The organism is Halorussus marinus, from assembly GCF_004765795.1.
In the GTDB taxonomy this organism is placed as follows: domain Archaea; phylum Halobacteriota; class Halobacteria; order Halobacteriales; family Haladaptataceae; genus Halorussus; species Halorussus marinus.
Window position 1 is genome coordinate 55,291 of record NZ_SBIV01000008.1, and the last position, 26,934, is coordinate 82,224.

At 69.4% G+C, this 26,934-nt stretch carries 32 protein-coding genes and 1 tRNA gene; 19 read left to right on the forward strand and 14 right to left on the reverse strand.

Annotated elements, in window-relative coordinates; all coding sequences use genetic code 11:
* Positions 1-144 precede the first annotated feature (144 nt).
* The 3 genes from tbsP to EPY72_RS19530 all read left to right on the forward strand — a co-directional run bounded on the left by tbsP (position 145) and on the right by EPY72_RS19530 (position 3,084).
* Complete coding sequence (gene tbsP / locus EPY72_RS15290; protein WP_134671896.1) at positions 145-969, forward strand: transcriptional regulator TbsP; 825 nt, start codon at positions 145-147, stop codon at positions 967-969.
* 104 nt (positions 970-1,073) lie between these two features.
* Positions 1,074-2,810 carry a YcaO-like family protein gene (locus EPY72_RS15295; RefSeq protein ID WP_135806991.1) on the forward strand — a complete coding sequence of 579 codons (1,737 nt, stop codon included), beginning with the start codon at positions 1,074-1,076 and terminating at the stop codon, positions 2,808-2,810.
* Positions 2,811-2,910: 100 nt separating this feature from the next.
* On the forward strand, positions 2,911-3,084 hold the full coding sequence (locus EPY72_RS19530; protein WP_167599487.1) for a hypothetical protein: 174 nt from the start codon (positions 2,911-2,913) through the stop codon (positions 3,082-3,084).
* Here EPY72_RS19530 and EPY72_RS15300 read toward each other — a convergent pair.
* The 5 genes from EPY72_RS15300 to EPY72_RS15320 all read right to left on the reverse strand — a co-directional run bounded on the left by EPY72_RS15300 (position 3,081) and on the right by EPY72_RS15320 (position 7,047).
* Positions 3,081-4,205, reverse strand: a complete 1,125-nt coding sequence (locus EPY72_RS15300) for a DUF63 family protein (RefSeq protein ID WP_134671894.1) — start codon at positions 4,203-4,205, stop codon at positions 3,081-3,083. The two genes, EPY72_RS19530 and EPY72_RS15300, sit on opposite strands and share 4 nt — an antisense overlap.
* A 52-nt stretch (positions 4,206-4,257) precedes the next feature.
* Positions 4,258-4,719, reverse strand: a complete 462-nt coding sequence (locus EPY72_RS15305) for an Lrp/AsnC family transcriptional regulator (protein ID WP_134671893.1) — start codon at positions 4,717-4,719, stop codon at positions 4,258-4,260.
* Between the two features lie 64 nt (positions 4,720-4,783).
* The gene (locus tag EPY72_RS15310) at positions 4,784-5,581 is read right to left on the reverse strand and encodes an inositol monophosphatase family protein (RefSeq protein WP_135806992.1); all 798 of its coding nucleotides are present in this window, start codon (positions 5,579-5,581) and stop codon (positions 4,784-4,786) included.
* 101 nt (positions 5,582-5,682) lie between these two features.
* A complete protein-coding gene (locus EPY72_RS15315) occupies positions 5,683-6,111 on the reverse strand; it encodes a DUF8108 domain-containing protein (RefSeq protein WP_135806993.1) in 429 nt (142 codons plus the stop codon).
* Between the two features lie 27 nt (positions 6,112-6,138).
* Positions 6,139-7,047, reverse strand: a complete 909-nt coding sequence (locus EPY72_RS15320) for a prohibitin family protein (protein ID WP_135806994.1) — start codon at positions 7,045-7,047, stop codon at positions 6,139-6,141.
* Between the two features lie 238 nt (positions 7,048-7,285).
* On the opposite strand from EPY72_RS15320, the gene EPY72_RS15325 reads away from it, so the two are divergent.
* Positions 7,286-7,369: transfer RNA gene (locus EPY72_RS15325), tRNA-Leu, on the forward strand.
* A gap of 206 nt (positions 7,370-7,575) precedes the next feature.
* Here the strand turns inward: EPY72_RS15325 and EPY72_RS15330 are convergent.
* The 3 genes from EPY72_RS15330 to sugE all read right to left on the reverse strand — a co-directional run bounded on the left by EPY72_RS15330 (position 7,576) and on the right by sugE (position 9,159).
* Positions 7,576-8,355, reverse strand: a complete 780-nt coding sequence (locus EPY72_RS15330; protein WP_210423552.1) for a PHP domain-containing protein — start codon at positions 8,353-8,355, stop codon at positions 7,576-7,578.
* Between the two features lie 57 nt (positions 8,356-8,412).
* Entirely contained in the window at positions 8,413-8,670 is a 258-nt protein-coding gene (locus EPY72_RS15335; protein ID WP_135806995.1) for a DdfA family disk-determining factor, read from the reverse strand.
* Between the two features lie 168 nt (positions 8,671-8,838).
* Positions 8,839-9,159: a quaternary ammonium compound efflux SMR transporter SugE gene (gene sugE, locus EPY72_RS15340; protein WP_134671888.1), complete on the reverse strand. Its 321-nt coding sequence runs from the start codon at positions 9,157-9,159 to the stop codon at positions 8,839-8,841.
* A gap of 145 nt (positions 9,160-9,304) precedes the next feature.
* Here sugE and EPY72_RS15345 point away from each other — a divergent pair, with 145 nt between their 5' ends.
* Positions 9,305-9,787 carry a DUF309 domain-containing protein gene (locus EPY72_RS15345; RefSeq protein WP_134671887.1) on the forward strand — a complete coding sequence of 161 codons (483 nt, stop codon included), beginning with the start codon at positions 9,305-9,307 and terminating at the stop codon, positions 9,785-9,787.
* Positions 9,788-9,883: 96 nt separating this feature from the next.
* Complete coding sequence (locus EPY72_RS15350; RefSeq protein WP_135806996.1) at positions 9,884-11,074, forward strand: MFS transporter; 1,191 nt, start codon at positions 9,884-9,886, stop codon at positions 11,072-11,074.
* A gap of 6 nt (positions 11,075-11,080) precedes the next feature.
* Here EPY72_RS15350 and EPY72_RS15355 read toward each other — a convergent pair whose 3' ends face one another.
* On the reverse strand, positions 11,081-11,665 hold the full coding sequence (locus EPY72_RS15355) for a MaoC family dehydratase (RefSeq protein WP_134671885.1): 585 nt from the start codon (positions 11,663-11,665) through the stop codon (positions 11,081-11,083).
* A 215-nt stretch (positions 11,666-11,880) separates the two neighbouring features.
* Here EPY72_RS15355 and EPY72_RS19710 point away from each other — a divergent pair, with 215 nt between their 5' ends.
* Together EPY72_RS19710 and EPY72_RS15365 are read left to right on the forward strand one after the other, a co-directional pair.
* Positions 11,881-12,543 (forward strand): DUF7344 domain-containing protein, encoded by a 663-nt coding sequence (locus EPY72_RS19710; protein WP_209019637.1) that lies wholly within the window; start codon positions 11,881-11,883, stop codon positions 12,541-12,543.
* Between the two features lie 45 nt (positions 12,544-12,588).
* On the forward strand, positions 12,589-13,386 hold the full coding sequence (locus EPY72_RS15365; protein WP_134671884.1) for a M14 family metallopeptidase: 798 nt from the start codon (positions 12,589-12,591) through the stop codon (positions 13,384-13,386).
* A 70-nt stretch (positions 13,387-13,456) separates the two neighbouring features.
* Here the strand turns inward: EPY72_RS15365 and psmA are convergent, their stop codons facing one another.
* Entirely contained in the window at positions 13,457-14,221 is a 765-nt protein-coding gene (gene psmA / locus EPY72_RS15370) for an archaeal proteasome endopeptidase complex subunit alpha (protein ID WP_135806997.1), read from the reverse strand.
* A gap of 4 nt (positions 14,222-14,225) precedes the next feature.
* Positions 14,226-14,705 (reverse strand): Rpp14/Pop5 family protein, encoded by a 480-nt coding sequence (locus tag EPY72_RS15375; protein WP_135806998.1) that lies wholly within the window; start codon positions 14,703-14,705, stop codon positions 14,226-14,228.
* Positions 14,706-14,840: 135 nt separating this feature from the next.
* Here EPY72_RS15375 and EPY72_RS15380 point away from each other — a divergent pair, with 135 nt between their 5' ends.
* Both EPY72_RS15380 and EPY72_RS15385 read left to right on the forward strand, forming a co-directional pair.
* Entirely contained in the window at positions 14,841-14,999 is a 159-nt protein-coding gene (locus EPY72_RS15380; RefSeq protein WP_134671881.1) for a ribbon-helix-helix protein, CopG family, read from the forward strand.
* A 202-nt stretch (positions 15,000-15,201) separates the two neighbouring features.
* Entirely contained in the window at positions 15,202-17,460 is a 2,259-nt protein-coding gene (locus EPY72_RS15385; protein ID WP_135806999.1) for a PGF-CTERM sorting domain-containing protein, read from the forward strand.
* Between the two features lies 1 nt (position 17,461).
* Here EPY72_RS15385 and EPY72_RS15390 read toward each other — a convergent pair whose 3' ends face one another.
* From EPY72_RS15390 to EPY72_RS15400, 3 genes are all read right to left on the reverse strand, one after another.
* A complete protein-coding gene (locus EPY72_RS15390) occupies positions 17,462-18,073 on the reverse strand; it encodes a class I SAM-dependent methyltransferase (protein WP_135807000.1) in 612 nt (203 codons plus the stop codon).
* Positions 18,057-18,761, reverse strand: a complete 705-nt coding sequence (locus EPY72_RS15395) for an RNase P subunit p30 family protein (RefSeq protein ID WP_135807076.1) — start codon at positions 18,759-18,761, stop codon at positions 18,057-18,059. The genes EPY72_RS15390 and EPY72_RS15395 overlap by 17 nt, the downstream gene beginning before the upstream one ends.
* Before the next feature lie 145 nt (positions 18,762-18,906).
* The gene (locus tag EPY72_RS15400) at positions 18,907-19,236 is read right to left on the reverse strand and encodes a ribbon-helix-helix protein (protein WP_134671878.1); all 330 of its coding nucleotides are present in this window, start codon (positions 19,234-19,236) and stop codon (positions 18,907-18,909) included.
* 122 nt (positions 19,237-19,358) lie between these two features.
* Between EPY72_RS15400 and mbhE the strand changes: the two genes are divergently transcribed.
* The 9 genes from mbhE to EPY72_RS15445 all read left to right on the forward strand — a co-directional run bounded on the left by mbhE (position 19,359) and on the right by EPY72_RS15445 (position 26,908).
* Positions 19,359-21,710, forward strand: a complete 2,352-nt coding sequence (gene mbhE / locus EPY72_RS15405) for a hydrogen gas-evolving membrane-bound hydrogenase subunit E (RefSeq protein WP_134671877.1) — start codon at positions 19,359-19,361, stop codon at positions 21,708-21,710.
* On the forward strand, positions 21,707-22,171 hold the full coding sequence (locus tag EPY72_RS15410; protein WP_135807001.1) for an MnhB domain-containing protein: 465 nt from the start codon (positions 21,707-21,709) through the stop codon (positions 22,169-22,171). Before mbhE ends, EPY72_RS15410 begins: the two co-directional genes overlap by 4 nt.
* A gap of 37 nt (positions 22,172-22,208) precedes the next feature.
* Positions 22,209-22,550 (forward strand): sodium:proton antiporter, encoded by a 342-nt coding sequence (locus EPY72_RS15415; protein WP_134671875.1) that lies wholly within the window; start codon positions 22,209-22,211, stop codon positions 22,548-22,550.
* A 1-nt stretch (position 22,551) separates the two neighbouring features.
* Complete coding sequence (locus tag EPY72_RS15420; RefSeq protein WP_135807002.1) at positions 22,552-24,159, forward strand: complex I subunit 5 family protein; 1,608 nt, start codon at positions 22,552-22,554, stop codon at positions 24,157-24,159.
* Positions 24,159-24,779 carry a Na+/H+ antiporter subunit E gene (locus EPY72_RS15425; protein WP_135807077.1) on the forward strand — a complete coding sequence of 207 codons (621 nt, stop codon included), beginning with the start codon at positions 24,159-24,161 and terminating at the stop codon, positions 24,777-24,779. Before EPY72_RS15420 ends, EPY72_RS15425 begins: the two co-directional genes overlap by 1 nt.
* Positions 24,769-25,065, forward strand: coding sequence for an MrpF/PhaF family protein (locus EPY72_RS15430; protein ID WP_134671873.1), 297 nt, complete (start codon positions 24,769-24,771; stop codon positions 25,063-25,065). The genes EPY72_RS15425 and EPY72_RS15430 overlap by 11 nt, the downstream gene beginning before the upstream one ends.
* Positions 25,066-25,186: 121 nt before the next feature.
* The gene (mnhG, locus tag EPY72_RS15435) at positions 25,187-25,519 is read left to right on the forward strand and encodes a monovalent cation/H(+) antiporter subunit G (protein WP_134671872.1); all 333 of its coding nucleotides are present in this window, start codon (positions 25,187-25,189) and stop codon (positions 25,517-25,519) included.
* Positions 25,520-25,582: 63 nt separating this feature from the next.
* A complete protein-coding gene (locus tag EPY72_RS15440; RefSeq protein WP_135807003.1) occupies positions 25,583-26,257 on the forward strand; it encodes a class I SAM-dependent methyltransferase in 675 nt (224 codons plus the stop codon).
* Positions 26,258-26,323: 66 nt separating this feature from the next.
* Positions 26,324-26,908 carry a helix-turn-helix domain-containing protein gene (locus EPY72_RS15445; protein WP_135807004.1) on the forward strand — a complete coding sequence of 195 codons (585 nt, stop codon included), beginning with the start codon at positions 26,324-26,326 and terminating at the stop codon, positions 26,906-26,908.
* Positions 26,909-26,934 lie beyond the last annotated feature (26 nt).

The window sequence follows — 26,934 nt, forward strand, 5'->3', positions numbered from 1 at the left end:
GAACCGACGACGTTCACGGAACTCGGGCCGCGACCGGCGTCCGATTAGAATTATCCGATCTGCGACTTCATATCCGGAAATAATCCGTGATTTCCCCCCGTTACTAACGTTAAAATTAAGTAGGGTAAGAGCCTTTGTGCGCGTATGGAAACTGGATCGAATTTACTCGACCGAGAGATAGCTGAAATCCTCCGGGCGGTTATCGATGACGCTCCGGAGTCGCTGCTCGTAATTAATCCGTCTGCGGACGCGATCGAGGATCTCGTCTCCGTCGCCACCGACTACGACGGCGAGCTCCCGACGCTTCGACTCCTCGCCGAGGAAGGTAGCCTCAAGGACGTGATGGACGACTTCATCGTCGCGAGCAACGCCGCCGACCTCATCGACGAGGGCGCGCTGTCGCTTCGGACCAGCGACGAAGTGCCGAGCAACTCCCTGCTCGTCACCGACGAGGTCGTCGTCGCGCTGGTGACGGCCGACGACCACGTCGGCGGCCTCACCGCGACCGACGAGGCGTTCGTCGGCGACGCGTTCGATTCGTACACCGACGAGTGGGACGCCGCCGACGAGTTCTCGCTTCGCACGCCCCCGATCACCCGAGTGCGAGAGACCCTCGGCGAGGAGATCAGCCCCGACGCCCAGGAGGACTTCGACGCGGTGCTCTCCTCGATGGAGACGGCCCGCGGGGACGGCGACGGCCTCGACGAAGTCACGATCAGCCTCCTCGTCGCGGCGAAAAACGAGGCCCTGCTGTACGACATCAGCAAGTGGGGCGAGGACGTCGGCATCGCGAGCAAGGCCACCTTCTCGCGCACCAAAACGAAGCTCGAAGACATGGGGCTCATCGGCACCGAGAAGGTCCCCATCGACGTGGGACGCCCGCGTCTCCGTCTCAAGCTCGCGAACGACGACCTCCGCGACGCCGACACCGACCAGCTCGCGGGCGTCGCCCAGAGCCTGCTTCACTGACGCCGCCCGAGCACGGAGGCGCTTCGCTCTCGGTTCGGTTTTTCTCGCGTCACCTCCGAGCGATAGCACCGGTCTTTTCGGTCCCCGGGTCCGTCCGTCGACCCATGAGCACACCGACCGTCGGAATCGCGGGCGCCGGTCGCGCGGTCGAGGCCGTTCGCGCGGCGATCGACGGGGCCGAAATCGTCGCGCTCGACCCCGAACAGCTCGGCCGCGCCGACTTCGGCGTGGTCGTCGACGACGCCGGCGCCCCCGCGTTTTCGCGGGCGAACCGCGCGGCCCGGGCGGGCGAGACGCCGTGGCTCGCCGTCGAGCTGGGCGGTGTCGGCGGTCGGCCGATATCGGCCGTCGACGCCGCGGTTTCGGGGTTCACAGTCCGGACGGCCTGTTACGAGTGCCTCGAAGCGCGCGTGGCGGCGAACGCCGACGACGGAGACGCCGAGTCGGGCGCCGGGACCGCGCCGGCCACCGCCCGGTTTGCGGGCGCGCTCGCCGGCCGAGAGGCGGCGAGGCTCCTCGACGGCGAGGACTCGGCGGTCCTCGGCGGCGTCCTCGAAGTCCCCCACGCCGAGCGGCGCCTGCTTCCGGTTCCGGGCTGTTCGATCTGTGGCGCCGACCCGGAGGCCGAGCCCGGGCTGGATCGCGAGTTCGTCGACGCGACCCTCGAGGCGTCGCTGACACGCGCCGAACTGGCGGTCGACGACCGGGTCGGCATCGTCTCGACGCTCGGCGAGGCCGAGTCGTTCCCCGCGCCGTACTACCTGGCGACCCTCGCGGACACGACCGGTTTCAGCGACGCGCGATCGGCCGAGCAGGCCGCCGGGGTCGCCGTCGACTGGAACGAGGCGCTGATGAAGGCGCTCGGCGAGGCGCTCGAACGGTACGCCGCGGGCGTCTACCGCGAGTCGTCGTTCCGGATCGCCCGGTCGGTCGACCTCGACGCGCCGGTTCCGCCCGCGGCGTTCGTCCGCCCCGACGGGTGGACCGACCCCGGCCCGGACGACGAACTCGCGTGGGTCGACGGCGAGGACCTGCAGACCGGCGACCCGGTCGCGCTCCCCGCCGAGTTCGTCCACTTCCCGCCCCCGGACGTCCGCCACAGGCCCTCGATCACGACCGGGCTCGGGCTCGGCAACTCCGGGGTCGAGGCGACGCTGTCCGGGCTCTACGAGGCGATCGAGCGCGACGCGACCATGCTGGCGTGGTACTCGACGTTCGAACCGCTCGGGCTCGCGGTCGACACCGAACGATTCGACGCGCTCGCGAAGCGCGCCCGGGCCGAGGGCCTCGACGTGACGCCCCTGCTGGTCACCCAAAACGTCGACGTGCCGGTGGTCGCGGTCGCGGTCCACCGCGATGGGGCGTGGCCCCGGTTCGCGGTCGGATCCGACGCCGACCTCGACCCGGACGCGGCCGCGGCGTCGGCGCTGGCCGAGGCGCTCCAAAACTGGATGGAACTGCGCTCGATGGGCGAGGCCGACGCCGCCGACGAGGACGGCGCGATCGGCCGGTACGCCGACTTCCCCGAGGCCGCCCGCGAGTTCGTCCGGACCGAGACGACCGTCCCGAGCGCCAGCGTCGGCCCCGCGGACCCGCCCGAGGGCCTCGCCGAACTCGACGCCGTCCTCGACAGGCTCGCGGACGCCGACCTGTCGGCCTACGCCGCGTCAACGACCACACGGGACGTCGAGCGACTGGACTTCGAGGCGGTGCGAACGCTCGTTCCGGAGGCCCAGCCGCTTTTCACCGGCGAGCCGTTCTTCGGCGAGCGCGCCCGCGAGGTGCCCGCGGCGCTCGGGTTCGAGTTCCGACCCGACCGCCCGTTCCACCCGTACCCCTGAGCAAGTCGACTCCAGACGTCGGGGAGTTTTATCGTCCCGCCCGTTGTGGCTGGTAGCGTATGGCACGGATCGTTCTGCGCCGGCCGCCGAAGGGGGACCGATGACGACCGAGTTCGACCTCGGCTGTGTCCAGTGCGACGAGTCGCTCGCCAGACGGACGGTAGCGGCCCAGCGGCTCGGATTCGGGGGCGAGACGGAAATCGAGGTGGCGGAGTGTCCCAGTTGCGGCGGGCGCTACTTCCCGGAGGCCGCGCTCAGACGCCTGGAACCTTAGATGCCGAACGTCGCCCGGAGCATGTCCCGGCTCCCGGGGCCGAGCCCGACCGCGACGATGGCGATGAGTAGCAAGATCGCGTAGCGCGGGCTCTCCTCGAAGATGCGCTCGTCGAACACCCAGATGACGAACACCGCGGCGATCAGCTTCACGATCAGGAACGGCCACGCGGTTCCGATGACCTGCTGGACCGCCTCGGGGAACTGCTCGCCGACGCCGATCAGCGCGCGGTTGACGGGGTGTTTGGGGACCAGATCGGCGGGCAGGCCGAGTTCGCGCGCCCAGTCGATCCCGACCACGTTCGCCACGCCGTCGACGGTGTGGGCCCAGAGGACCACGATGCCCATGTTCCGGGTGCCGCGGTTGATCTGGGGGGCGTAGCGCTCGATCGCCCACCAGACGCCGGCGGTCAAAAGCGTCGCCGCGACCACGACGACGGCCGTGATCTGGGGGTAGAACTGGACGTAGTCGGTCGTGAACGCGAGGAAGGTGAGATAGCCGAGAATGACCGCGAGCAGTGCGGTGCCGACGCCCGCGAGCGGATAGCGGTAGTTCGCGTCGCCGCCGGTCAGCCGGACGCTGGCGACGAGCGCGACCAGCGTGATCGCGAACATCGTGAAGTAGATCACGGGGCTGATGATGAGCGTGTTCCACGGGAACGCGATCGCGATGTCGACGCCCTCGGGCACGGCGTCGAACGCGTCCTCGACCACGCGTAGCGCGCCGCCGACCAGCATGTAGGGGAACAGCGCGTAGAACAGCTCGCGGTCCCGGCCGACGTCGAGCCGGCGCAGCAGAAACACCACGCCGATCAACGCGACCAGCAGCGTCACCGCGTAGCCGATCTCGGAGACGATCGTGTAGCCGGGGTACGCGACCGGTTCGGCCGCGGCCGCACACGACGCGGCGTCGGAGAGGTACGTCGTCGATCCGTCGGCGTAGACCGCACACGCCGCGCTCTGTGCGTCCGCCAGCACCGGCCCCCAGAAGTAGTGCCAGACGAACCCGTAGTAGACCCGCTCGGGAAACGCGATCGACCCGCCGATCAGCGCGACCAGCAGGGCCGCGACCGCGCCGACCCAGAGCCGCTCGGAATCAAGCTCTTCGATAGCGGTGACCATGGGTTAGGTGGCGTATCGGGGCGGTTTTACGGTTCCGGTATCGGCCGTCGGATCACTCGACGCCGTCGACCGGGAGCTCCTCGGCCTCGTAGGGGGTCCCGAGGATCACCATCGTCTGCGAGCGGGCGAACCCCTCCATCTGGGCGACGTTGTCGAACATGAGCCGGCGGAGTTCGTCGGCGTCCTCGGCGTAGACGCGCATCAGAACGTCCCACGATCCGGTGGTGAGGTGGACCTCCTGGACGCCAGGAATGTCTTCGAGTCGCTCCAGGGTCTCTTGCTCTTGGCCCTGCTCGACCTGAAGCCCGACGATCGACGAGATGCCGTAGTCGAGCGCCTTCGGGTCGACCTTCGCGTGGTACCCCTCGATGACCCCTGCTTCCTCCATTCGGTTGACCCGATCGTGAACCGTCGCGCTCGACATGTCGATCCGGCGCGCGATCTCGCTGAACGGCGTTCTCGCGTTCTCCTGCAGCGCTTCCAGTATCGCACGATCGGTGTCGTCGAGTTCCATACGTAGTATCAGATTCTTTCAGACTAAATATCCTTAGATTCAGGCCGCGTTCTCGGACGATTCCTTATGGGACGTTTCGGGCGGCCGCGAGCAGTTCCTCGTGGGCTTCACCGTTCGAAGCCACCAGCCCCTCGCTGTCGTGTCGCCACGGCTCGCCGTCGAGGTCGGTGACGACCCCGCCGGCCTGCCGGATCATGTAGACGCCGGCCACCGTGTCCCACGGGTTCGGGACGACGTTCGTGATCGCGCCTTCGAGCCCGCCAGTGGCGACCATACCGAGGGTGAGCTGGGCACACCCCAGCCGGCGCATGTCGGCGAACCGCTCGACGATCTCCCGGCAGACGGCGGCGTACTCGTCGCGGCGGTCGAAGTCCCACCAGATCGTGGGCGCGACCGCGAACGTCTCGGGGTCGGTCTTGTCGCTGACCGACGCGGGCTCGCCGTTGCGCCGCGTCCCGTCGGGGCCCGCGAGGTAGGTGTCGCCGAGCGCCGGCGAGACGTTGGCGGCCGCGACCGGTTCGCCGTCCCGGACCGCCGCGACGCTGGTCGTCCAGAGGGGCGTCGACCGCACGAAGTTGTTCGTGCCGTCGATCGGGTCGATGATCCAGACGTCGCCGGTCTCGGGCACCGCTTTGAGTTCGTCTTCCTCCTCACCGACGACGGCGTCGTCGGGGTACTCCTCGCGGATGACCTCGATGACCCGTCGCTGGGCGGCCCGGTCGGCCTCGGTGACCACGTCGGTCTTGCCCGACTTGATCTCGACGTCGATGTCGTCGCGGAACCCCTCGGCGGCGACCTCACTGCCCGCTCGCGCCGCGCGCTCGGCGACCGCGAGTCGGGGGTCGGTCTGGGCGTCGCTCATGTGCCAGCGGTAGAGCGTGTCGGGAAAAGCGTTGTCGGTTCGAAATACCGGGCGGTCCGACGTCCCGGAGCCCCGTCGTATCGCCGCCCCGCGACGGCGTCTCACCGATCGTGTTCGAGTTCGCGGTCGATCGCGTCCCGGGTCGGGTCCTCGACGGTCGCGAGCGGATCGGCACACACCTCACAGAGGACCGTCCGCGTCGTCGAGAGCCGAACCAGCGGGACGCCCAGAAAGACGACCTCTCGATGCGTGATGCGGCGCTCGCCCGGCCCCTCCCAGTCGGTGCAGGAATCACAGGGAGTCTCTTCGGAGAGCCGAATCGGTGTCGACTCGGTCCGCTCGACCACGCCCGAGGCGATCCGCGGGTAGGGCGACGACGTCCCGGTCGCGATCCGGACGCCCACGTATCCGAGCCCGAGGAGGGCCGCGAGGAGGAGCGGTACCAACAGAAAGCCCGAGACGCGGGCCATCGCCGCTAACAGCGCGAACGCGACGGCGGTGACCAGCGCGAACGTAAGGTATCGTCGCATCTCGAAGCTCCCGTGTTCGTCTGTCCGTCAGCTTTCGCTCTGGTTCCCGGACCTGGCGTCGTCGGTCACGTCGCGCGTGAGAGTGACCCCGCCCTCGGCCGGGACGTAGATCGTGTTGTTGTTCTCGCGGAGCGCCTCGATATACCGGAGATCGAGCACTTCGGGGTTCTCGCGGAGCGCCTCGCCCTTGATCCGAATCTGTTCGGACTCGGCCTCGGCCTCGATGACCTGACGCTCTTTGTTCTTCTCGGCGACCTGAATCTCGTACTCTGCTTCCTCGATCTTCTGCTGTTTGACCTTCTTCTGTTCGATGGATTTGGCGTACTCGTCGGGGAGTCGGACGTTCCGGATCTGGACGCTCTCGATGACGATACCGCCGCCACCGGTCTCGTTCTTGAGCGCCCGTTCGACCGCGATTTTGAGCCGCGTCTGCCCTTCGCCGGTGTAGATGTCGGTCACGTCGATGTTCCCGCCTTCGGTGCGCAGGACCGACCGGACCGTCGGGCGGATGAGCCGCGTTTCGGCGGTCGGGAGGTCCCGGTACTCCTCGTGGAACCGCGGCGCGTCGCGGGGCGTGACCCGGTAGCGGACGGTCACGTCGATATCGACGTGCAGGCCGTCCTGCGTGAGGACGCGCACCGAGTCGTCCTGAGCCGCGTTAGCTCCTTCGCCACTCTGGTGGCTCATCGTATAGGTCTGAGGTCGGGTGGGGACGCTGACGACGCCCTCGACGAGGGGCGTGATGAAGTGCCAGCCGGGTTCGAGGATGTCGCCCGTCACCGCGCCCTGGTTCTTGACGACCTTCACTTCGCCTTCGTCTACGCCTTCGAACGCCATCACGCCGCCGATAAGCGAGACGATAAGCACTAGTACGAGACCGATTACCGTGGCGGACTGAGCGAGTCCGCCGGTGTCGATTGGAGGGTCACTGCTCATCTTCGTGTCGGCGTGGGAATCAAACGCATATAATTCTGGCTACTTACCGATATTATCAGGTCTACGTTCGGAGGACGGCGGACGGTCCGACTCGACTCCTACGGCGGGTCCTGAATACCGGAACGGGGTCGGCCTCCGCGAAAACGACGTCGGGCGACCCAGCCCGACGTCCCCAGACGGCCCACCGAATCGGAAACACAGGGGTTAAAACCCGCAAAGCGCGTACGTCGTCGTGCGTGCGAGGGTAGCCAAGCCTGGAAACGGCGGCGGACTCAAGATCCGCTCCCGTAGGGGTCCAAGGGTTCAAATCCCTTCCCTCGCATGTCCGCGCGAAGACAGTGAGCGCGTGACTGCACGACGGAAGGATTTGAACGCTGTCGGACGTAGTCCGGCTGAAGTTCAAATCCCTTCCCTCGAACTCACACGAGTGCAGAAGACGCCCTCAGGGGGCGCTCTTCCCTCGCAAAACTCGGCCCACGCGGGCCCTCGCAACTTCCTTTCGGCGCCGCTGGGCGAGCGACGGCGTTCTCACTCGAACAGAGTGGCCGGCTCGGCGTCCCGGGCGTCGAACGCCTCGGCGATCGCCGGAATCCGGTCCCGAAGCTCGCCGGGGGCGTGCGAATCGGAGCCGGCGACGAACCTCACGCCGCGCTCCCGGAGCGTCTCCCGGAACCCCGGTTCGGGGTGGAACGCGCCGTAGTCGTCGAGCACTCGCCCGGCGTTCAGCTCCGGGACGGTCCGGGAGCGCTCGAACGCGTCGGCGACCATCGTGTGGTGGTCGTCGGTCGTGTACCCGCGGAGCTCCGGCGTCCGCTCGATCAGATCGACGTGGGCGGCGATCTCGAACAGCTCCGAGTCGATCAGGTCGACGAGTCGGTGGTAGTAGTCGTCGACCACCGCGCGGCGCTCGGCCCGCGACTTGTCCTCGAACGGCCGACTGCGCTGGACGTTTGCGTCGCCGACCCGGTGGACGCTACCGATCGCGTAGTCGAAGCCCGCTTCGTCGAGGAAGGTCGCAATATCGTCCTCGTCGCGGGGCGCGTAGTCGAGTTCGACGGCGTCGTAGACGTCGAGGTCGGCTCGCTCGCGGAGCAGTTCGATGCCCTCGCGCCGGAGCGGGTAGGTCCGATCGAGGTTGAAGCCGTACTCGCGTTTCGCGCGGATCAGCCGGTCGCGCTCGGCGACGTTGCAGTGGTCGGCGAACCCGACCGCCGAGAGGCCGGCGTAGGCCGCGGCCGCGACCATCAGGGGCATGCCCGAGCCGTCGGAGTAGTTCGAGTGGACGTGGTAGTCGTGGATGACCGACACGCTCGCCCCTTCGAACGGGAGGAACGTAGCTATTCGGGACGAGCCGGGACCGAGAACTCAGGCGTCGGCCGCCGAGACCGAGACGTCACCCGCGGCGTCGACGATGACTTCGTAGTCGTTGTAGGAGAAGACGACACGACCGCCGGACGGCGCCGGTCGGGGAGCGAACAGTCGATCGAGCGCGTCGGGGTCGACGACCTCGTAGAGCGGCGGCGAGAGCTCCGTCGGCGCGACCCCCTCGGCCTCTGCGACCGCCTCGACGACGCACTGGCTGACGCTGTCGTCGCTCTCGAGTGGTGCGCGTGCTGCTTGCATTGTCCGAGGGGTACAGAACGGGCGTCCTAAAACGTATCGGAGAGTGAAACCGAGCCAACCACTCTCGCCGCGAGTCCCGGCGTCGGCCGTCGTACCTCGCTTCGCAGGCGTCGACAGTCGGGGGTCACTGCGTCTGAGTTCGTTCGAGTCGAAAACGGAACCCCCGCGTCAGTGTCCGGACGTGGCGTGCAGGCCGACGATGCCGACGACGATGACGCCGACGAAGCCGAGCCGGACCGGGTCGGCCGACTCCTCGAACAGCACGATCCCCAGAATCGCGGTCCCCACCGCGCCGATGCCGGTCCAGACCGCGTACGCCGTCCCGACCGGGAGCGTCTCGACCGCGCGGGCGAGCAGTCCCATACTGATCGCGAGCGCGAGCAGAGTCGCGACCGACGCCCGGAGGTTCGTGAACCCCTCCGAGTAGGTCAGCCCGACCGCCCACGCCACTTCGAACAGTCCCGCCACGACCAGCGTGGTCCACGACATACCGCCGTCTCGGGCCGGCCCGGGCGTATAGTTTGCTCTTCGAGACGGCCCGGCCCCTCGCCCGACGCCGGCTCCCCGCCTCGGAGCCCCGAACGGGTCGCTCGGAGTCCGACGACGGTATCCGGCTCCGACGCGTACGCCGACTATGGACGACCACACCCGCGATCGGACGGTCGGCCCGCCCGCCGGCGAACCGTCGGGGTGGCGCCCCGACGAGCGCCGGTGGGAGCACGGCACGCTCCGCCGGGCGACGATACACGGCGTTCGGCTGTTCAACGCCGGCGCGTTCCACGAGGCCCACGACTGCTTCGAGGACGAGTGGTACAACTACGGGACGGGCGCGCCCGAATCGCAGTTCTGCCACGGGATGGTCCAGATCGCGGCGGGGGCGTACAAGCACTTCGACTTCGAGGACGACGCCGGCATGCGGTCGCTGTTCGAGACCGCCCTGCAGTACCTCCACGGCGTGCCCTCGGACTTCTACGGCGTGGACGTGACTGACGTGCGAGCGACGGCGACGAACGCGCTCGACGATCCCGCCGCGCTGGAGGGGTGGGCGATTCGCCTCGACGGCGACCGCCCCGAAGCCGGCCCCACGGACTTCGAGTACGCCGAGGCGCTCGACTAATCGCGCCGGGCGAGGCGGCCGCGCGGTCGGGCCAGACCGCGCGAGCGGTTCCGCGACCGGACCGCTTTAGCCGGTCCCAGACCTTCGCCGGAGTAAATGGGTCTGTATCGCGTCGTGTCGCTGGTCTTCGTCTGGCAGTTGGCGGCCAGCGTCTGTTACTACGCCGTGTTCGCGGCGACGCCGTTCTTCCGCGATCGGTTCAGGCTCTCGGGGACCGAAGTCGGTCTGGTGGTCACGTCGCTGACCCTCGGCTACGCGGCGTTTCTGCTCCCGTTGGGGGCCATCACCGACCGGTACGGCGAGCGCCGGACGCTCACCGCCGGCCTGCTCGGGCTCTCGACGGGCGCGATCCTCGTCACCGGATCGTGGTCGTACCCGACCCTGCTGGTCAGCACCTTCCTGCTCGGGTCGCTGTACGGCACCGCGATGCCCGGGACGAACAAGGCGATCTTCGACACCACGCCGCCCGGCCGCCAGAACCTCGCGGTCGGGATCAAGCAGGTCGGCGTCACCGCCGGGAGCGGCGCGAGCGCGCTACTGGTCACCGGCATCGCGGGCGTCCTGTACTGGGAGGCGGGCTTCTACGTCGCGGCGGCCGGCGGGCTGGCGGTCGCGGCGGCCTTCTGGGCGGTCTACCGGGGCTCCGGGGGCGCCGGCGAGGCGAGCTACCCCGACTTCCGGCGGCTCGCGTCGAATCGGCCCTACCGGGCGCTCGCCGGCGCCGGCGTCTGTCTGGGCGCCGGGCTGTTCACCACCACCGGGTACACGATCATCTACGTCGAGGAGTCGGTCGGCGCGTCGGTCGCCTTCGGCGGGCTCGTGCTCGCGGCGGTGCAGGTCTCGGGGAGCGTCGGCCGGGTCGTCACCGGCTGGCTGAGCGACGCGTTGCCGGGCGACCCCCGCAGGCGCATCGGCGCGGTCCTGCTCGTCCAGTCGCTTCTGAGCGCGGCCTCGTTCGTCGGCGTCGCGGTCGTCGACCGGCGACTCCTCGCGGCCGGCGCGTTCGTCGTCCTCGGCTGTTTCATCCTCGGATGTACCGGCGTCTACTACTCCTGTCTGGCGACGCTGGTCTCGGCCGACGAGATGGGCGGCGCGACCGCGGGCGGCCAGCTCGCGCTCACGAGCGGCGCGCTGTTCGCGCCGCCGGCGTTCGGCTACCTCGCCGACGCGGTGGGCTATCGGACGAGCTGGCTCATGCTCGCGGCGCTGGCGCTGGTCGCGGCGGGGTTCGTCGCCCGCGTCATCGCGACCGAGCCCCCGAGCGACGTCACCCCGGCCGCGGAGTGAGCCGGCTCACTCCAGGTCCTCGGGCTGGGTGCCGACGCCCTCGGGCCAGCCGGTGGGCCGGGCGGGCGAGGGCTCGACGTGGTCGCGTTTGAGCACCATCGGGGTCCGCTCCAGCGAGAGCACCAGCTCGTCGTCCTGATTGTACGCCCGGAGCTCGGTGGTGACGATGCCGACGTGGTCCCGCGAGTCGCTCTCGCGCTTGTCGAGCACCTCGCTCTCGGCGAAGATGGTGTCGCCGTGGTAGACAGGGGCGTGGTGGCGAACCTCGTCGTAGCCGAGGTTCGCGGTCGCGTTCGCCGACACGTCGACGACGCTCATCCCGACCGCCAGCGCGATGACGAACGTGCCGTCGACCAGGCGCTCGCCGAACTCGGTGTCGGCGGCGTACGCCTCGTTGAAGTGCATCGGGTTGACGTTCATCGTCAGGTTGGTGAACCAGACGTTGTCGGTCTCGGTCACCGTCCGCCCGTACGGGTGTTTGTACACGTCGCCGACCGCGAAATCCTCGTAGTAGCGGCCCTGCCAGCCGGCGACGAGCCGCCTGTCGTCGGTCGGGGCGCCGTCGCCCTCGGAGGTGTCGTCTTCGGCCATGCGTGCGAGCCGACGCGACAGCGACACTTAGTACCACGCGGCCGCCAAGGGTCTCCTCGCGGAAGTGTGAGCCACGTCGGTGTCGGTCGATCGCGCGAGCTCCGACGGCGTCGATCCCGCCGATCGAGCCGGTCGGGCGAAATCGACACCTTATACATCTCGGCCGAACACGGTTCGAACGTAGGGGACCGCCCCGTCCAAACGGAGGGATCTACGTGACGACGATCGAACGCAGATACGACATGCTCGCCGACGCCGGCCCGCGGGGCGCCGAGCCCGACGCCCCGACCGACGCGGTCTTCGACGCGGTCGCGGACGCCCGCTGTCGAAGCCTCCTCGACCACCTCGCCGAGCGCGCGGACGGCGAGAGAATCGAGACCGCCGTCGCGGACCTCGCCGACGAGGTCGACGTCGACTGCCTCCACCACGCGGTCCTGCCGAAACTCGACGACGCCGGCTTCCTCGACTACGACGCCGAGAGCCGGACGGTCAGCTACCGGTCCGAGCCCCGCCTCGAAGCCGTCCTCGCGGCGACCGACGATCTCGACGAACTCGCCGAGGTCGGCCTCGACGCGCTGTTGGACGCTCTCGGTGACTTCCGTCGGCGGTGTGTCCTCGCGGCGCTACTCTCACACGCCGACCTCCCGCTTGCGGACCTCGCCGACGAGGTGACCGTCGAGGAGCGGGGCCGGCCGCTCTCGTCGGTCGACGCCCAGACCGTGTTGGAGGTGTACCTCTCGCTGTACCACACCCACGTCCCGAAGCTCTCGGACGCGGGGCTGGTCGCGTACGACCAACAGCGAGACCTCGTGGCGCTGACCGACGCGGGCCGCGAACTCGAACCCGCGGTCCGGTCGCTGTGTTCCTCGATCGAGTAGCGGTTCCGAAACGCTCAAACGCCGAACCGCCCTTTGTTCCGGGAGATGCGAATCGAGCAGCTAGGCGAGGGCACGCCGGAGGTGGCGGTCGTCGCCGCGATCCACGGCGACGAGCCCTGCGGCGTCCACGCCGTCGAGCGCCTGTTGGCCGACGACCCCGAGACCGAGCGCCCCGTGAAGTTCATCGTGGCGAACGAACTCGCACTCGAACGAGAGGTCCGGTACGTCGACGAGGACCTCAACCGCGCGTTCCCCGGCGACCCGGACGCAGACACCCACGAAGGCCGGCTCGCGACCGACCTCGCCCGCGAGGTCCGCGACTGCACTACGCTCGCGCTCCACTCCACCCAGTCGTACGGCGAGCCGTTCGCGGTGACCGACGAGGTCGGGGCGGTCGCCCGAACGGTCTGTCCCCACCTGCCGATCTCGGAGCTCGTCGACACCCAGAACGATACCGACGGCCGGCTCATCGAGTACCCACACACCGTCGAGGTCGAGTGCGGCTATCAGGGCTCGACCGAGGCCGCCGAGAACGCGGTCGAGCTGACCCGCGGGTTCCTGCGGGCGACCGGCGTCCTCCCGGCGGGCGAGTCGCTCCCGGACGAGGGGGCCGACCCCGTCGAGGTGTTCCGACTCGACAGCCGGATTTCCAAGTCACCGGCCACGGAGTACGAGGTGTTCGCCGAGAACTTCGAGCGCGTCGAGGGCGGCGAGGCGTTCGCGGCCGCCGACGACCGCCGGCTCGTCGCCGACGAGCCGTTCTACCCCATCCTGCTGTCGGCGTACGGCTACGAGGACATCTTCGGCTACCGGAGCGACCGGATCGGCGTTCTGGAGGGGTAGTCGCCGGCGGCGTTTCGATCCGGAGCGCCACGGCTGTGCAGGCGTCGAAACCGCGGGAAGAAAGGGGTCGTTACTCCTCGGGCTCCTGCTCGTCGTCGTCGCCGCCGCCGAGCAGTTCGAGCTCCGCGAGGTACTCCTCGGCCTCGTCGTTCGAGAGCTCGATGAACGACTCGCTCTCGACGTCTACGGTGGCGACGCCGACGCCCTCGGGGCTGAGTTCGCCGTCGTTGACCGAGCCCAGCGCGCGGAGCGCGAGCTCGATGCCGCCGTCGAGGTCCATCGACTCGGCGTAGTTCTCTTCGAGGTAGTCCTGAAGCTCGCCGCGGTCGGCGCCGACCGCCAGCGCCTTCCACTCGTAGGGAGTCCCCGACGGGTCGGTCTCGTAGAGGCGGGGCTCGCCGTCCTCGATGCCGCCGATGATGAGCGCGACGCCGAACGGGCGCGCGCCGCCGACCTGCGTGTACTGCTGGATGTGGTCGGTGACCTCCTTCGTCAGCGTCTCGACCCCGATGGGCTCGCCGTAGCGCAGGCGGTTGACCTGGGCCTGCTGGCGGGCGAAGTCGATGAGCTGGCGGGCGTCGGCGACGTGGCCCGCCGAGGCGATGCCGATGTGGTTGTCGGCCTTGTGAATCTTCTCGACGCTGGTCCGCTCCATGAGTTCCGAGCGGATGCGCTTGTCCACGGCCAGCACGACGCCGTCGTCAGTTCGGACGCCGATGCTCGCCGTGCCGCGTTTGACGGCCTCGCGGGCATATTCGACCTGGTAGAGCCGTCCGTCCGGGGAAAAGATGGTGATCCCACGGTCGTAGGCCTGCTGTTGGGCTTGTCCCTGCATAGTATCACTCGAAATCGAGTTCCGTCGCGCCCGCGAACGCGCCGTCGGTCCGCACGTCGAGGCGGTCGCCTCGGACGACTGCGGAGCGTCGAGCGTCCTCGAACACGACTTTTCTCTCGTCACGAAATTGGCCGTCTCGCCGTAAATACTTTTCTTCACAGGCACGTACCGTACCGCTTATACCGACGACGCGCACCCCGACCGGGTCGCCGTTAACCCCGTCGATGCAGGCAAGCGCCGCCCGTGCCGGCTCCGAGTGGCCCCGTCGGACTCTGACGATGGCCTCCCCGGTCCCGTCGGCGAAGTCAAATCGGAGGACTTTCAGGTCGGCGTCGGCGCTGGCGGCGTCGCCCACAAGGTTCTGGGCGGCGAACCAGACCGACCGCTGGAAGTCGCGGCGGTCGAAGTCGGCGTCGGGCCAGGCGTCGAGCCGGACCGCGAGGTAGCGCCACCGCGGCCGGAGGTGCTTCGGGAGGTGTTTCACGGGTACTCGTCGGCGCTTGGGTCGGCGTCGGCTTGAAAGGTCGGTTGTTCGATCGACGGTCCGGGCGGGCTCGCGGCCGCGTCGCACGACCGTCTGACGAACGTATATGTGCCTCCCGGGTGCACTCTCGGGAAGATGACACTGGACCACCTCGACATGGAGGAGGTCGCGATCGAACTCGAGGAGACCGAAATCGAGGCGCTCGACGACCTCGCGTTCGCCGACTACCGCGACAGCCGCGAGGCGGCGGTCCGGGACCTGCTCGACGAGTGGCTGAAGGACCGCGAGGAGTGAATCCGACGCCGAGCGCCCGTTCGAAGGCCGGTTCGGCACGTCGGCGCTCGCGCGTCGTATCTGGGTTCAGAGAGGAACACAATTAAGTCGTTTTCCTATCACCACTCGCTCGTGCACCGATGAGTGACGGATTCGGACTGGCGACGGAGACGGCCGCACCGACAGCGAACCGACGCAGAGACCCCAACGCGGGTGCGCCTCGATGATCGGCGCGCGACGGCTCGCGACGCTGGTCGCGGTGGTCGGACTGGTCGCGATCGCGGGCGCAGGCGCGTCGGGCGCCGGAACCGCCCAAGACGCGAACGCGACGATCCAGACCGACTACTTCGCCATCAGCTACGAGGACGGGAACCGCGACGACGCCGAGGCGGTCGCCGAGTACGCCGACGCCTACTACGAGGTGCTGTTCCAGCGGTTCGGCGTCGAACCGGTCGACGAGAAGGTGCCGGTCCGGGTCGTCGACGACGTGGACTGCGAGTTGGGAGACGCCGAGGGCTGTTACAAGAGCGGGATCAAGGCGACTATCTACGTCACCGACGACGACCGGTCGGTGTTCTACCACGAGTTGGCCCACCGGTTCCAGGCCAAATCGATGGAGGGAGCCACCTGGATAAACCCGCCGGGAGCCCTCGACAAACACGAGGTGTTCGTCGAGGGCACCGCCCGCTACCTCGGCGCGTCGCCCGAGGAGATAGCCGAGCGCGCGTCGTTCCGCGCCGAAGACGTTCCGATGACGACCAAGAAGGCGACGTTCGACGAGTACGACGACCTCGCGCTGTTCGCGGAGTTCGTGCTCCACGAGTACGGTCGAGGGGGGTTCGACGTGCTGTACACCGCCTCCGACCCCCGCGAGGTCGCTAGCCTGTCCGACGGCGACTACCCCGAACTCATCGAGGAGTTCTACGATCAGCTCCCCGAACAGCAGTCCCGAATGGAGGACGGCGGAGCCCCGCTGGTCGGGTTCACCTACGACCCGTTCCTGCCAGAGCCCGGCCAAGAGGTCACGTTCGACGCGCGGACGCCCGCCGCGATAGAGGAGTTGGGCCGGTCGTGGTACGACGGCGAGGCCGACTCGTACGAGTGGGACTTCGACGGCGACGGTCAGATCGAGGCGACCGGGCCGACCGTCACCCGGACCGTCGACGATCCCGCGAACGCGACGGTCACGCTGTACGTCACGGTCGACGGCGAGCGACGCCGGGCCGAACAGGATCTACTCGACGCCAGCATGGGTCTCGATCGGACCGCGCGCGAATCCGTCTTCGACGTGTCCGACGTGGAGCGCGGGGCGGGACTCACCTACCCCGCCGACCGCGACGCCGACCATCGCGCGTTTGCTGGCGCGACGGTGTCGCTGAACCTGACCGTTCACAACCGTGGGATCGCGGGGACCGAGACCGTCGACGTGCGCTTCGCGGACCGGCAAGTCAGCTCACAGCGCCTCGCCCTCGACGCCGGCGAGACCCGCCAGATCTCTCTCGACCACGCGATCCCGGCCGATCTGGAACCCGGCACCTACGACTACGAGATCGCGTTCGGCAATCGGACCCAGACCCAAACCGTGTACGTCCGAGAGCCGGAGGTCTCGCTGGAGGTGGATTCGGTCTCGGTGCCGAACGGGACCGAGGGCTGGATCGAGAACGAGCTGGTCAAGCCGGGCAAGCGAGTGTCGGTCCGCGCGGAGATCAGCGCCGGCGGGGAGAACCTGAACCTCACCCGGACGGTCGCGCTTCGGGTCGACGATCGGACGGTCGCCAGTCGAACCGTGACCGTCGGGTCGGGAACGAGCGGCGTCCGGTTCAACTTCACCGCGCCGTCCGAACTCGGAACCTACCGGATCCGGGCGACGACGCCGTCGAACGACAGCGCCGTCACGATCAGCGGGTACGCACCGCGGCTCAAAGTGAAAGAGGAGATCGGAGTCGCGGAGATCGAGATCGAGTCCAAGGCCGGGGCGTGTTCGGCGACCGTCACGTCCGTCTCGATCTCCCGCGTCTACTCGGCGGAGTCCGGGTCGGTAGAGTACGAGAACGTGTCGGCGATCAACCCCGGCGACGACGTGACATGGATCATCGATCTGATGCCCGCCGAGGAGTGTGGCGGCGTGTTCCACCTTCCGTTGAATGTCTCGGGCGAGACGAAGTCCGTCCCCGGGAGCGTCCGGGGTCCGATGGAGGTCTACGTCGACCCGACGTTCTCCTTGGAGGAACCGGGCGAACACGAGGTTCGATCCGGAGACACCGTGCTCGACACCGTGAACGTCACCGCCGAGTCGGCGTCGACCGAGACGACTCGATCCGACGAGAGCGACTCCGACGACGGGGTCGAGTCCGACGAGACGGACGCCGAACGCGACGGGGCGGGTCCCGATCAGTCGACCGGTACGCCCGGGTTCGGCGTCGTCGCCGCGGTGGTCGCGCTCGTCGCCGCCGCCGCGCTGGGGAGTCGCCGCGAGCGGTAGCTCACTCGTCGGCGCGCTCGGCCACCAGCACGCCGACCTGATCGTGGACGCGCTCGACCGCGGTCAGCGAGAACCCCGCGTCGGTGAGCGCGTCCGCGAGGTGGCCCACCGTCGAGGGGTCGTCGACCTCGGGGCTGTAGAAGGGCTCGTCGGGGTCGGGCTCGCCGAAGAACATCACGTCGCCGAGCACGAACCTCCGGGGCCCGAGGTCGGCGACGGCCTCGATCGCCTCGCGTTTCTCCTCGTCGCCGAGGTGGTGCATCGCGAAGTTCGAGACCACCACGTCGGCGGCCTCAACGTTTGGCTCCCGGAACCGGCCCTCGGCGAAGTCGACGTTCTCGATTCCGCGCTCGTCGGCCTTCTCGCGGGCGCGCTCCATCATCCCGTCGCTGATGTCCCGACCGACGACCTCGCCGGCGTCCCCGGCCAGCGCCAGCGCGATGGCGCCGGTGCCGGTGCCCAGATCCGCCACGACGTCGTCCGGTCGCGGGTCGGCGTGCTCGACGACCAGCGAGACGCAGGCGCGGTACTCCTCGGTGTCGTTCTGGCTGTCGTCGTACTCGCCGGCGATCTCGTCGAACCGGGCCGCGTGGGTCTCAATGCTCTTTTTCATACCTGCCGCGTTTGACCCCCGGCGCTATGAAGTCGTCGGAGAGTCGCTCGCGGTTGCGCTCGGCGAGCCGACCCCACTCTTCGAGGCCCGCCCGAATCTGGTCCTCGGGGAACCCGACGGTCTTCCCGACCGCGACGAGTTCGCGGGGCGCCCGGAGCTGGAGGTGGCTCGTCGGGCCCGCGCTGACGACGAACGGCGCGTCGTAGTAGGTCACGATCTCCCGGAGCTTCCGGAGATCCTGTAGAGCCTGCACCCGGCGGCCGCCGTCGGCCCGGAGTACCCGCGAGAGGTCGAACTCCACGCGGACCCCGTGGTCGGCGGCCGCCTTCGCGAGGACGTGGTTGAAGTCCCCGCGATCGGCCATCGGGTGGGCGAGCACGTCCACCCGGTCGTGTTCGACCGCGAAGCGGTTGAGCGCGGTCGTCCCGCCGTGGACCGCCAGCACGGTGTGTTTCGGCCGGTAGTTGCCGAGGTGGCCGGCCGCGACCTCGGGGTTGTCCGCCCGGATCTCGACCGCGTCGACCACGTCCACGCCGTACTCACCGGCGACCCGCTCGGGGTCGTAGTCGGCGAGCGCGTCGCTGTGGTTGCACACCACGACGCCGTCGAAGCCGTAGTCGGCGGCGGTGGCCGCGAGGCGCGAGACCGTGCTGTCCCCGTCGGGGTGGGCGTAGACGCCCTCGTAGATCATCCTCTGTCGGTTCGTACTCGGGGGCGGGGCTTGGATGTTGTCTTTCCCCGATCGGCGGCGGTGTCTCCCCCGATCGGGGTCGGGGGTGTCCGACTCGCCGACCGGAACTGCCGACTCTCGACGGCCCGGTCGCGCGGACCGCTCAGAACTGGTATCGCCGGTCGTCTTTCTGCTGTTGCTGGGGGAACTGATCGGCGCCGGTCATCTCGTCGAAGGTCATCCCCGAGAGGTACTCGTCGTAGGTCGTGTCGTAGGCGCTCCGGAGGTGGAAGTCGAGGTTCCCGGTCTCGACCGCGGTCTGGAACAGCATGTGGACCGCCCGCCGGAGGAGTTCGTCGGTGTCGTCCGGGTCGAACGCGGCGTTCAGCATCGCGAGCTCGTTTCTTGTCTCGCGGTCGAGCGCGACCCCGACCTCGTCGCCGAGGTCGGCGTACTCGCCTTCGAGTTCGTCCTGAAGGTCGTCGAGACTCATGCCCGAAGCGTCGGGCGCCGGCGGGAAACGCCTTTCGACCCGGTCGAACCGTCCGCGAAGGGCGTTCGGACCGAGACGGGCACCACGACTAAGTCCGGCGTGGTCGTTCGGTAGAGTGCTGGATGGCCCCCGAGCTGGCACTCGTCGCCACTGCGGTCGCGCTGCCGTTCGTCGCTTCCGGAGCCACGCCGCTGGTCTATCGGCTCGTCGGAGCCCGGACCGGCTACTTCGGCGCGGCGGTCGCGATCGCGTGTTTCGCGCTCGCTGGGTCGCAACTCGGCCGCCGCGGGGCGGTCGGCGTGCCGTGGGTCCCCTCGATGGACGTCTCGTTGCGGTTCTACGTCGACGGCTGGGCGGTGCTGTTCGCACTGCTCGCGAGCGCCATCGGGGCGCTCGTGTTCGTCTACTCCGCGAGCTACATGGCCGACGAGCACACCCTCGCGCGGTACTACGCGACCCTGCTCGCCTTTATGGGTTCGATCCTCGGGGTCGCGTTCGCGGCCGACCTGCTCGCGGTCTTCCTGTTCTGGGAGCTGACGAGCCTCTGTTCGTTCGTGCTGATCGGCCACCACACCGACGAGGCCGACTCGCGGTACGCCGCCCGGATGGCGATGATCGTGACCGTCGGCGGCGGGCTCTTCTTGCTCGTCGGGATCGCGTTCCTGTCGATCGCGGCGACCGAGGCGCTTGGCGCCCGGTCGTTCGACCTCGCGGCGATGCTCGCGAACGCCGACGCGATGGAGTCGTCGCTCCGGGAACTGGGACTGTTCGTCCCCACCCTCGCGGTCGTCGCCGTCGCCGCCGGCGCCAAATCCGCCCAGGTACCGCTTCACTTCTGGCTCCCGAACGCGATGGCGGCGCCGACGCCGGTCTCGGCGTTCCTCCACTCGGCGACCATGGTGAAGGTCGGCGTCTACTTCGTCGGCCGGCTCCGGCCGCTACTCGGCGGCGACGAGTGGATGGTCCTGTTCGCGACGGTCGGGCTCGCGACGATGACCGCGGGCGCGGCGCTCGCGGTCGTGGCGACCGACATCAAGGAACTGCTCGCCTACTCGACCGCGAGCCACCTCGGGCTGATGGTGGCCGGGTTCGGGTTCCAGTCGGTCTACGGCGCGGAGGCCGGGGCCTTCCACCTTTTCAACCACGCGCTGTTCAAGGCGGCGCTGTTCCTGGTGGCCGGGATCGTGGCCCACGAGGTCGGCACCCGTCGGCTGGCCGGACTGAGCGGGCTCTGGCGGGACCTACCGGTGACCGCCGCGGTTGCGGGCGTGACCGGACTCAGCATGGCCGGCATCCCGCCGTTCAGCGGCTTCTACTCGAAGGAGCTCCTCTTCGAGGCCGCCTACGAGGCGGCCCACGCCGCGGGCGGGCTCGCGTGGCTCTACCCCGCGGTCGCGGTGTTCGCGAGCGTGCTCACGGTGCTGTACTCGCTTCGCTTGCTCGCCATCTTCGTCGGCGAGCGACCTGGCGCGGTCGCGTCGGTCCATCGGCCGTCGGCCGCGCTGGTGGCGCCGCCGGCCGTGCTCGGGGTCGCGACCGCGGTCGTCAGCGTCGCGCCCCAGCTCGCGGTCGACGCCGTCGTCGAGGCGGCGATCGGCGCGACCGCCGCCGAGAGCCCCGACGTCCACGTCGGCCTCCCGACCCACCTCACTCCGCCGGTCGCCATGTCGGCGGTCACGATCGTCGCCGGCGCGGCCGCTTACCCCGTTCTCGGCCGGCTCCAGCGGGCGATCGGCGCAGTCGTCGGGGCGACGCCGATCGCGCGGCCCAACTGGTGGTACGACCGACTGCTGTCTGGGACCGAGGCCGCCGGCCCGCGGGTGGCCCGCACCGTCCACAACGGACTGCTCCGGACGTACGTCGTGTGGGTCCTCGCGGCCGCGAGCGCGCTCGCGCTGGCGGGCTACGCCGCGACGACGGGGCTGGTCCCCGCGGTCGAGGGAGTCCGGGTCACGCCCGGGATCACGCTCGTGTTGCTCGTGGCGGTCGTCGCCGCGGTCGCGGTGGTCTCGGCGCCCTCCCACGTCGTCGGGGTGCTCGCGCTATCGATACTCGGGTTCATGGTCGCGATCTTCTACATCCTCGCGAGCGCGCCCGACCTCGCGCTGACCCAGCTCGTCGTCGAGACGCTCGTGTTGCTCATCTTCTTGCTCGTGCTCGAACAGCTACCCGCCTTCTACGCCGACACCGACCGGCTGGTCGCCGCCCGCGACGCCGTCCTGTCGGTCGTCGTCGGGGCGACCGCGTTCCTGACGGTGATGCTCGCGAGCCCCGACATCGGGGCCGAGCCGACGGCGATCGCCCGGTTCTACGCCACCGAGGCGGTCCCGGCGGGCGGCGGGACCAACGTCGTCAACGTGATCCTCGTCGACTTCCGGGGGTTCGACACGCTCGGGGAACTGTTCGTGGTCTCGATCGCGGCGATGTCGGTCGTCGTGCTGATCGCGATGCGAAACCGGGGTGAGACGCGGTGACGACGGTGATCATGAAGACGACCGCCCGGATCATGGTGCCGATCATCCTCGTGCTCGCGATCTCGCTGCTGTTGCAGGGCCACAACCTCCCCGGCGGCGGGTTCATCGCGGGGGTGTTGACCACGGTCGCGTTCGCGCTGGTGTACGTCGCCTACGGGCTCGATTACCTCGACGCCGGCGTGCTCGGTCGGGACGTCGAGCCGGGCCGCGGGATCTTCGAGCACCGGTCGGTGACCGCGTTCCGCCGGACGTTCATCTTGGGGCTGGCGATCGCGGTCGCGAGCGGGCTCGGGGCGCTCGCGTTCGACGAGCCGTTCCTCTCCCAGACGTTCGTGATCGTCGAGTCGATCCCGATCTACCACGAGATCGAGGTCGCGAGCGCGCTCGCGTTCGACCTCGGGGTCTACTGCGTCGTCGTGGGCGTGCTCCTGACGATCCTCTCGGTGGTGGGAGCCGAATGATCGCTACCGCCGACCCCGTCGACGGAGGTGTGGGACCGTGAGCGTCGCGCTCGCGTTCGTCGTCGGCGGGCTGTTCGGGCTCGGGACCTTCCTGTTGCTCCGCCGGGACCTCGTCCGGGTGGTGTGGGGCGTCGCGGTGGTCTCGCAGGCCGCCAACGTCTATCTGATCTCGATGGGCGGGGTCGCCCCGGGCACCCACGACTCGGTGCCGGTGCTGGCGGGCCACGGCGAGCCGGTGCCCGAGACCACCGACCCGCTGGTTCAGGCGCTGGTCCTGACCGCGATCGTCATCAGCTTCGGCACGACCGCGTTCGCGCTCGCGCTGACCTACCGGGCCTACGAGGAAAACGAGACGATGGACGTCCAGGAGTGGCAGTGAGATGACCGACCAGCTCGTCGCCGCGCCGATGCTCGTCGTGTTGACGACGATCGTGGCCCTGCTCGGGCTCCGCCGGTGGCCCCGGGTCCAGCGGTCCGCGAGCGTCGGCGGCGGTCTCGCGTACGCGCTCGCGGTCGGCGCGGTCGCGTGGAGCGTCGTCCTCGCGCCCGACGCGCCCGGCGCGGCGGCCTATCAGGTCGGCGGGTGGGTCGCGCCGTTCGGCGTCACGCTGGTGGTCGACGCCCTGTCGGCGTTCATGCTCGCGATCGCGGCGGCCGTCGGGCTCTCGGCTGCGGTCTTCTCGGTGCTGTACGTCGACCGCGCGAACCAGCGCGTGTTCTACCACGTCCTGTTTCACTGCCTGTTGCTCGGCGTTACCGGGGCGTTTCTCACCGGCGACCTGTTCAATCTCTTCGTCTGGTTCGAGGTGATGTTGCTGGCGAGCTACGTGTTCGTCGCGTTCTACGGCGGGCCCGAACACACCGCGGCGGGGTTCCGGTATCTCGTGCTCAACGTCGTCGGGAGCGCGCTGTTGTTGCTCTCGGTCGGCGGGCTGTACGCGGTCACCGGCACGCTCAACATGGCCGACGTGTCGCGGCGGATGGCCGCCCCGGGCGCCTACGGCGTCGATCCCGCGCCCGCGGTCGGGCTGGCGGCGCTCGCGCTGGTGACGTTCGGACTCAAGGCCGGACTGGTGCCGTTCCAGTTCTGGGTCCCCGGGGCATACCGGTCGGCGCCGCTACCGGTGACCGCGATGCTCGCCGGCGTGACGAAGAAAGTCGGGATGTACGCGATCGTCAGGGTCTACTTCACCGTGTTCGGCGGGGCGACCGTCGGGCCCTCGATCGCGGGCGTCGCCGGCTCGTCGCCGCTGTCGTTTCTCGCGCCGGTGTTGCTGGCGATGGGCATCGCCAGCATCCTCGTCGGCGGGGTCGGCGCCGTCGTCCGGGACACGATCGAGGAGACCCTCGCGTACTCGAGCGTCGCCCAGATCGGGTTCGTCGCGGTCCCGGTCGGGCTCGCGGCCGCCGCGCCGCCGGGGTCGCTCCGCCGGCTCGGGCTCGCGGCCGCGCTGGTGTACGCGCTCCACCACGCGCTTGCCAAGCCGCTGCTCTTTCTCGCGACCGCCGCGATCCGGAGCGCCACCGGCACCAACCGGCTGGCCGACCTCGGCGGGCTCGGCGGGCGCGCGCCGGTCCTGTCGGCGTGTTTCTTCCTCGCGAGCCTCTCGCTCGTCGGAATCCCGCCGCTGACGGGCTTTTTCGGGAAGTTCCTCGTGTTCGACGCCGCGGCTCGGCGGTTCGCGACCGCGCCGGGCCCGCTCGGGGCGATCGTCCTGATCGCCTTACTCGCCGGCGCCGTGCTCACCATCCTCTACACGACGCGGATCTGGACCGCGAGCTTCTGGGGCGAGCGGACCCCCGCGGTCGAGGACGCCGGCGTCGACCCGCGCCAGACCGCGGTGCTCGCGGCGCTCGCGCTCGCGATCGTCGGGGTCGGGATCTGGTTCGATCCGGTCTTCGAGTTCGCGGGCGCGGCCGCCGACGCGGCGCTCGACCGCGAGGGGTACGTCGACCTCGTCGCGCCGACGGGAGGTGAGGACGCGTGATCCGTCGCTGGCTGGTCGCCGGGGTGGCGTTCGGGGTGCTGTGGCTGTTCGTGCGCGGCGTCGAGCTCACCGTCGACGCCGTCGCCGGCGAGTTCCTGATCGGGATCGCCGTCGGCCTGCCGGTCGCGTACCTGTTCCGCCGGCTCTACTCCGAGGGGATCGACCTCGGGGCGGCCGTCCAGTCGATCCCGTACGCGGTCCTGTACGCCATCGTGTTCGTCCGGGAGATCGTCGTCGCCAACTTCGACGTCGCCTACCGGGTGCTCGCGCCCGGGGACCAGATCGAACCGCAGGTGATCTTCGTGCCCCTGCGGGTCGAGACCGACCTCGGCGTGACGACGATCGCAAACAGCATCACCATCACGCCCGGCACGCTCACGCTGGACCACGATCAGGAGGAGAACGCGCTGTACGTCCACGTCATCGACGGCCGAGACGTGGGAGCCATCGTCGACCCGATCCGGACGTGGGAGGACTACGCGCTGGTGATATTCGACGAGGAGCGGTCGCCGGCCGACCCCGCGCCGGCGGTGTCGGTCCACCCGGAGGACCGGAACCCGCCCCGGCCCGCAGACCACCCCGAGGTGCCCGACGAAGGAGGTGGCGACGGTGGCCGCTGAAGCCGGCCTGTTGAACGCGGCCGCCGACGTCGGGCTGGTGGTCGTGAGCGGGCTCTGTGTCCTCTGTAGCTACCGTGCGATCCGCGGCCCGACCGTCCCCGATCGGGTGGTCGCGCTGGACACCATCGCGACGAACGTCGTCGCCATCGCGGTGCTGTTCGCGCTCAAGACCGGCCGGGGGCTGTTCGTGACCGTCAGCCTCGTGTTGGCGATCATCGGCTTCCTCTCGACGGTCATCGTGGCGAAGTTCGTCACCGAAGGCGACATCATCGAGCGACGCGAGTAATCATGCTCCGAAACCACAGCAGATCGGCGAGTTCACACCGCCGCGATCGAGCGACTCCGGACGCACCGCTCCCGACCGCCACCGAGATTCCGGACCCGCGGGGTCCGGGAGGCGCGTGAGGATGGTCGCGGTACGCGCCGCGATCGCGGTCGGGCTCGTCGCCGTCGGCTGTTTCTTCCTCGCGGTGGGGACGCTGGGACTGCTCCGGCTCCCGAACGTCTACAACCGGATGCACGCCACCAGCAAGCCGACGACGCTCGGGACCGCCTCGATCTTCCTCGCGGGGTTCGTCCGGTTCGGTCCCGGCGGCGCCGGACTCACCTCGCTGGTCGGGATCGCCTTCCTGTTCCTGACGGTGCCGACCGGCGCTCACATGATCTCGCGGTCGGCCCAGCGCACCGGCGTCCCCTTCCTCGGGAACGTGACGTGGCCGGGCAAGTCCGACGACGAGTAGCGATCGAGCCCACCGGCCGTCCCGACAGTACGATTACGGGGTTCCAGAGAGAAAGAGACGCTCATGGCCAGAGAACCGACGACCGACGACTCGATCGCGTCGGCGCCGACCGCCGACCGCCACCGCCAGTCGCTCGCGGACATCCGCGAGACCTACGCCGAGAACGCCTCCACGATGGCGCGGCTGGGGTGGCTCGACCGACTGATCACGGGGCGCTACCGGCGCTCGGCCTTCCGGACCGCCGAGGGCCGCGTGCTTGACGTCGCCTGTGGCACCGCGACGAACTACCGCGCCCTCCCGGACGGGACCGAGTACGTCGGGATCGACCTCAGCCCGGAGATGCTCGACGCGGCGGCCGACCGCCACCCCGAACTGGAGCGCGGAGAGACGCTGTTCGAGATGGACGCCCAGTCGCTCGCGTTCCCCGACGACAGCTTCGAGACGGTCGTCTCCTCGCTGTCGACCTGTACGTTCCCCGACCCGCTCGCGGCGCTGGCGGAGATGAGCCGAGTGTGTGCGCCGGACGGACAAGTCCTGTTGCTCGAACACGGCCGAAGCGACGTCGGGGCGATCGCGCGGTTTCAGGACTGGCGGGCCGACGCCCACTTCGAGAAGCACAACTGCCGGTGGAATCAGGAACCGCTCGACCTCGTCTCGGGGTCCGAACTCGCGGTCCGAGAGTACGCGACGTGGGCGTTCGGGATCCTCACCGGCATCCGAGCCGAGCCCGGCGAGTAGCCCCGTCGGAGCCGACCCTTCCATGGTAGGTACAACGCTAATGTGGGTTCTCCGGTGACCCACCGTATGCACGAGACCGAGATCAAGGTCGCCGACGCCGACTTCGAGGCGGGGGACGAAGCCCTCCTCGCGCTCGGTCGCGACGCAGGACTCCTCGAGTTCGAGGAGCTTTCGGGGCAGGGCGACGACGGGGTCGTCCAGATGCGAGTCGAGTCGCGGTGCGACGAGCGGCGCCTCTCGTCGCTGGAGTACGTCGATCAGTGGACCCACGTCGCCGACCGAGAGGGCTCGCACCTGTACGTCGTCTCCGTGAGCGCACCGCCATCCCCAGAACGGCGACGCGATCCGAGCGAGGGCCGCGTCGGACCCGAGAGCGGTGTCGCCGGGCGGCTCGGCGACGACGGGGACGCCGGAGCCGCCCCGAAACTCCGGGCGGCCGGCGAGTCGGACGGTCGGGGTCGTCCGCTCTACTGCCTGACCAACCGACAGCGCGAGGTCGTCGAGACGGCGTGGGAGATGGGCTACTACGAGGTCCCCCGCGAGGTGCCGGCGAGCGCGGTCGCCGCCGAACTGGGTCTGGACGGCTCGACGGTCAGCGAGCACCTCCAGCGCGCCGAGCGAAACCTCCTCTCGGAACTCCTGTCGGACTGAGCCTCGACCCCGGGTCGGACTCGGGG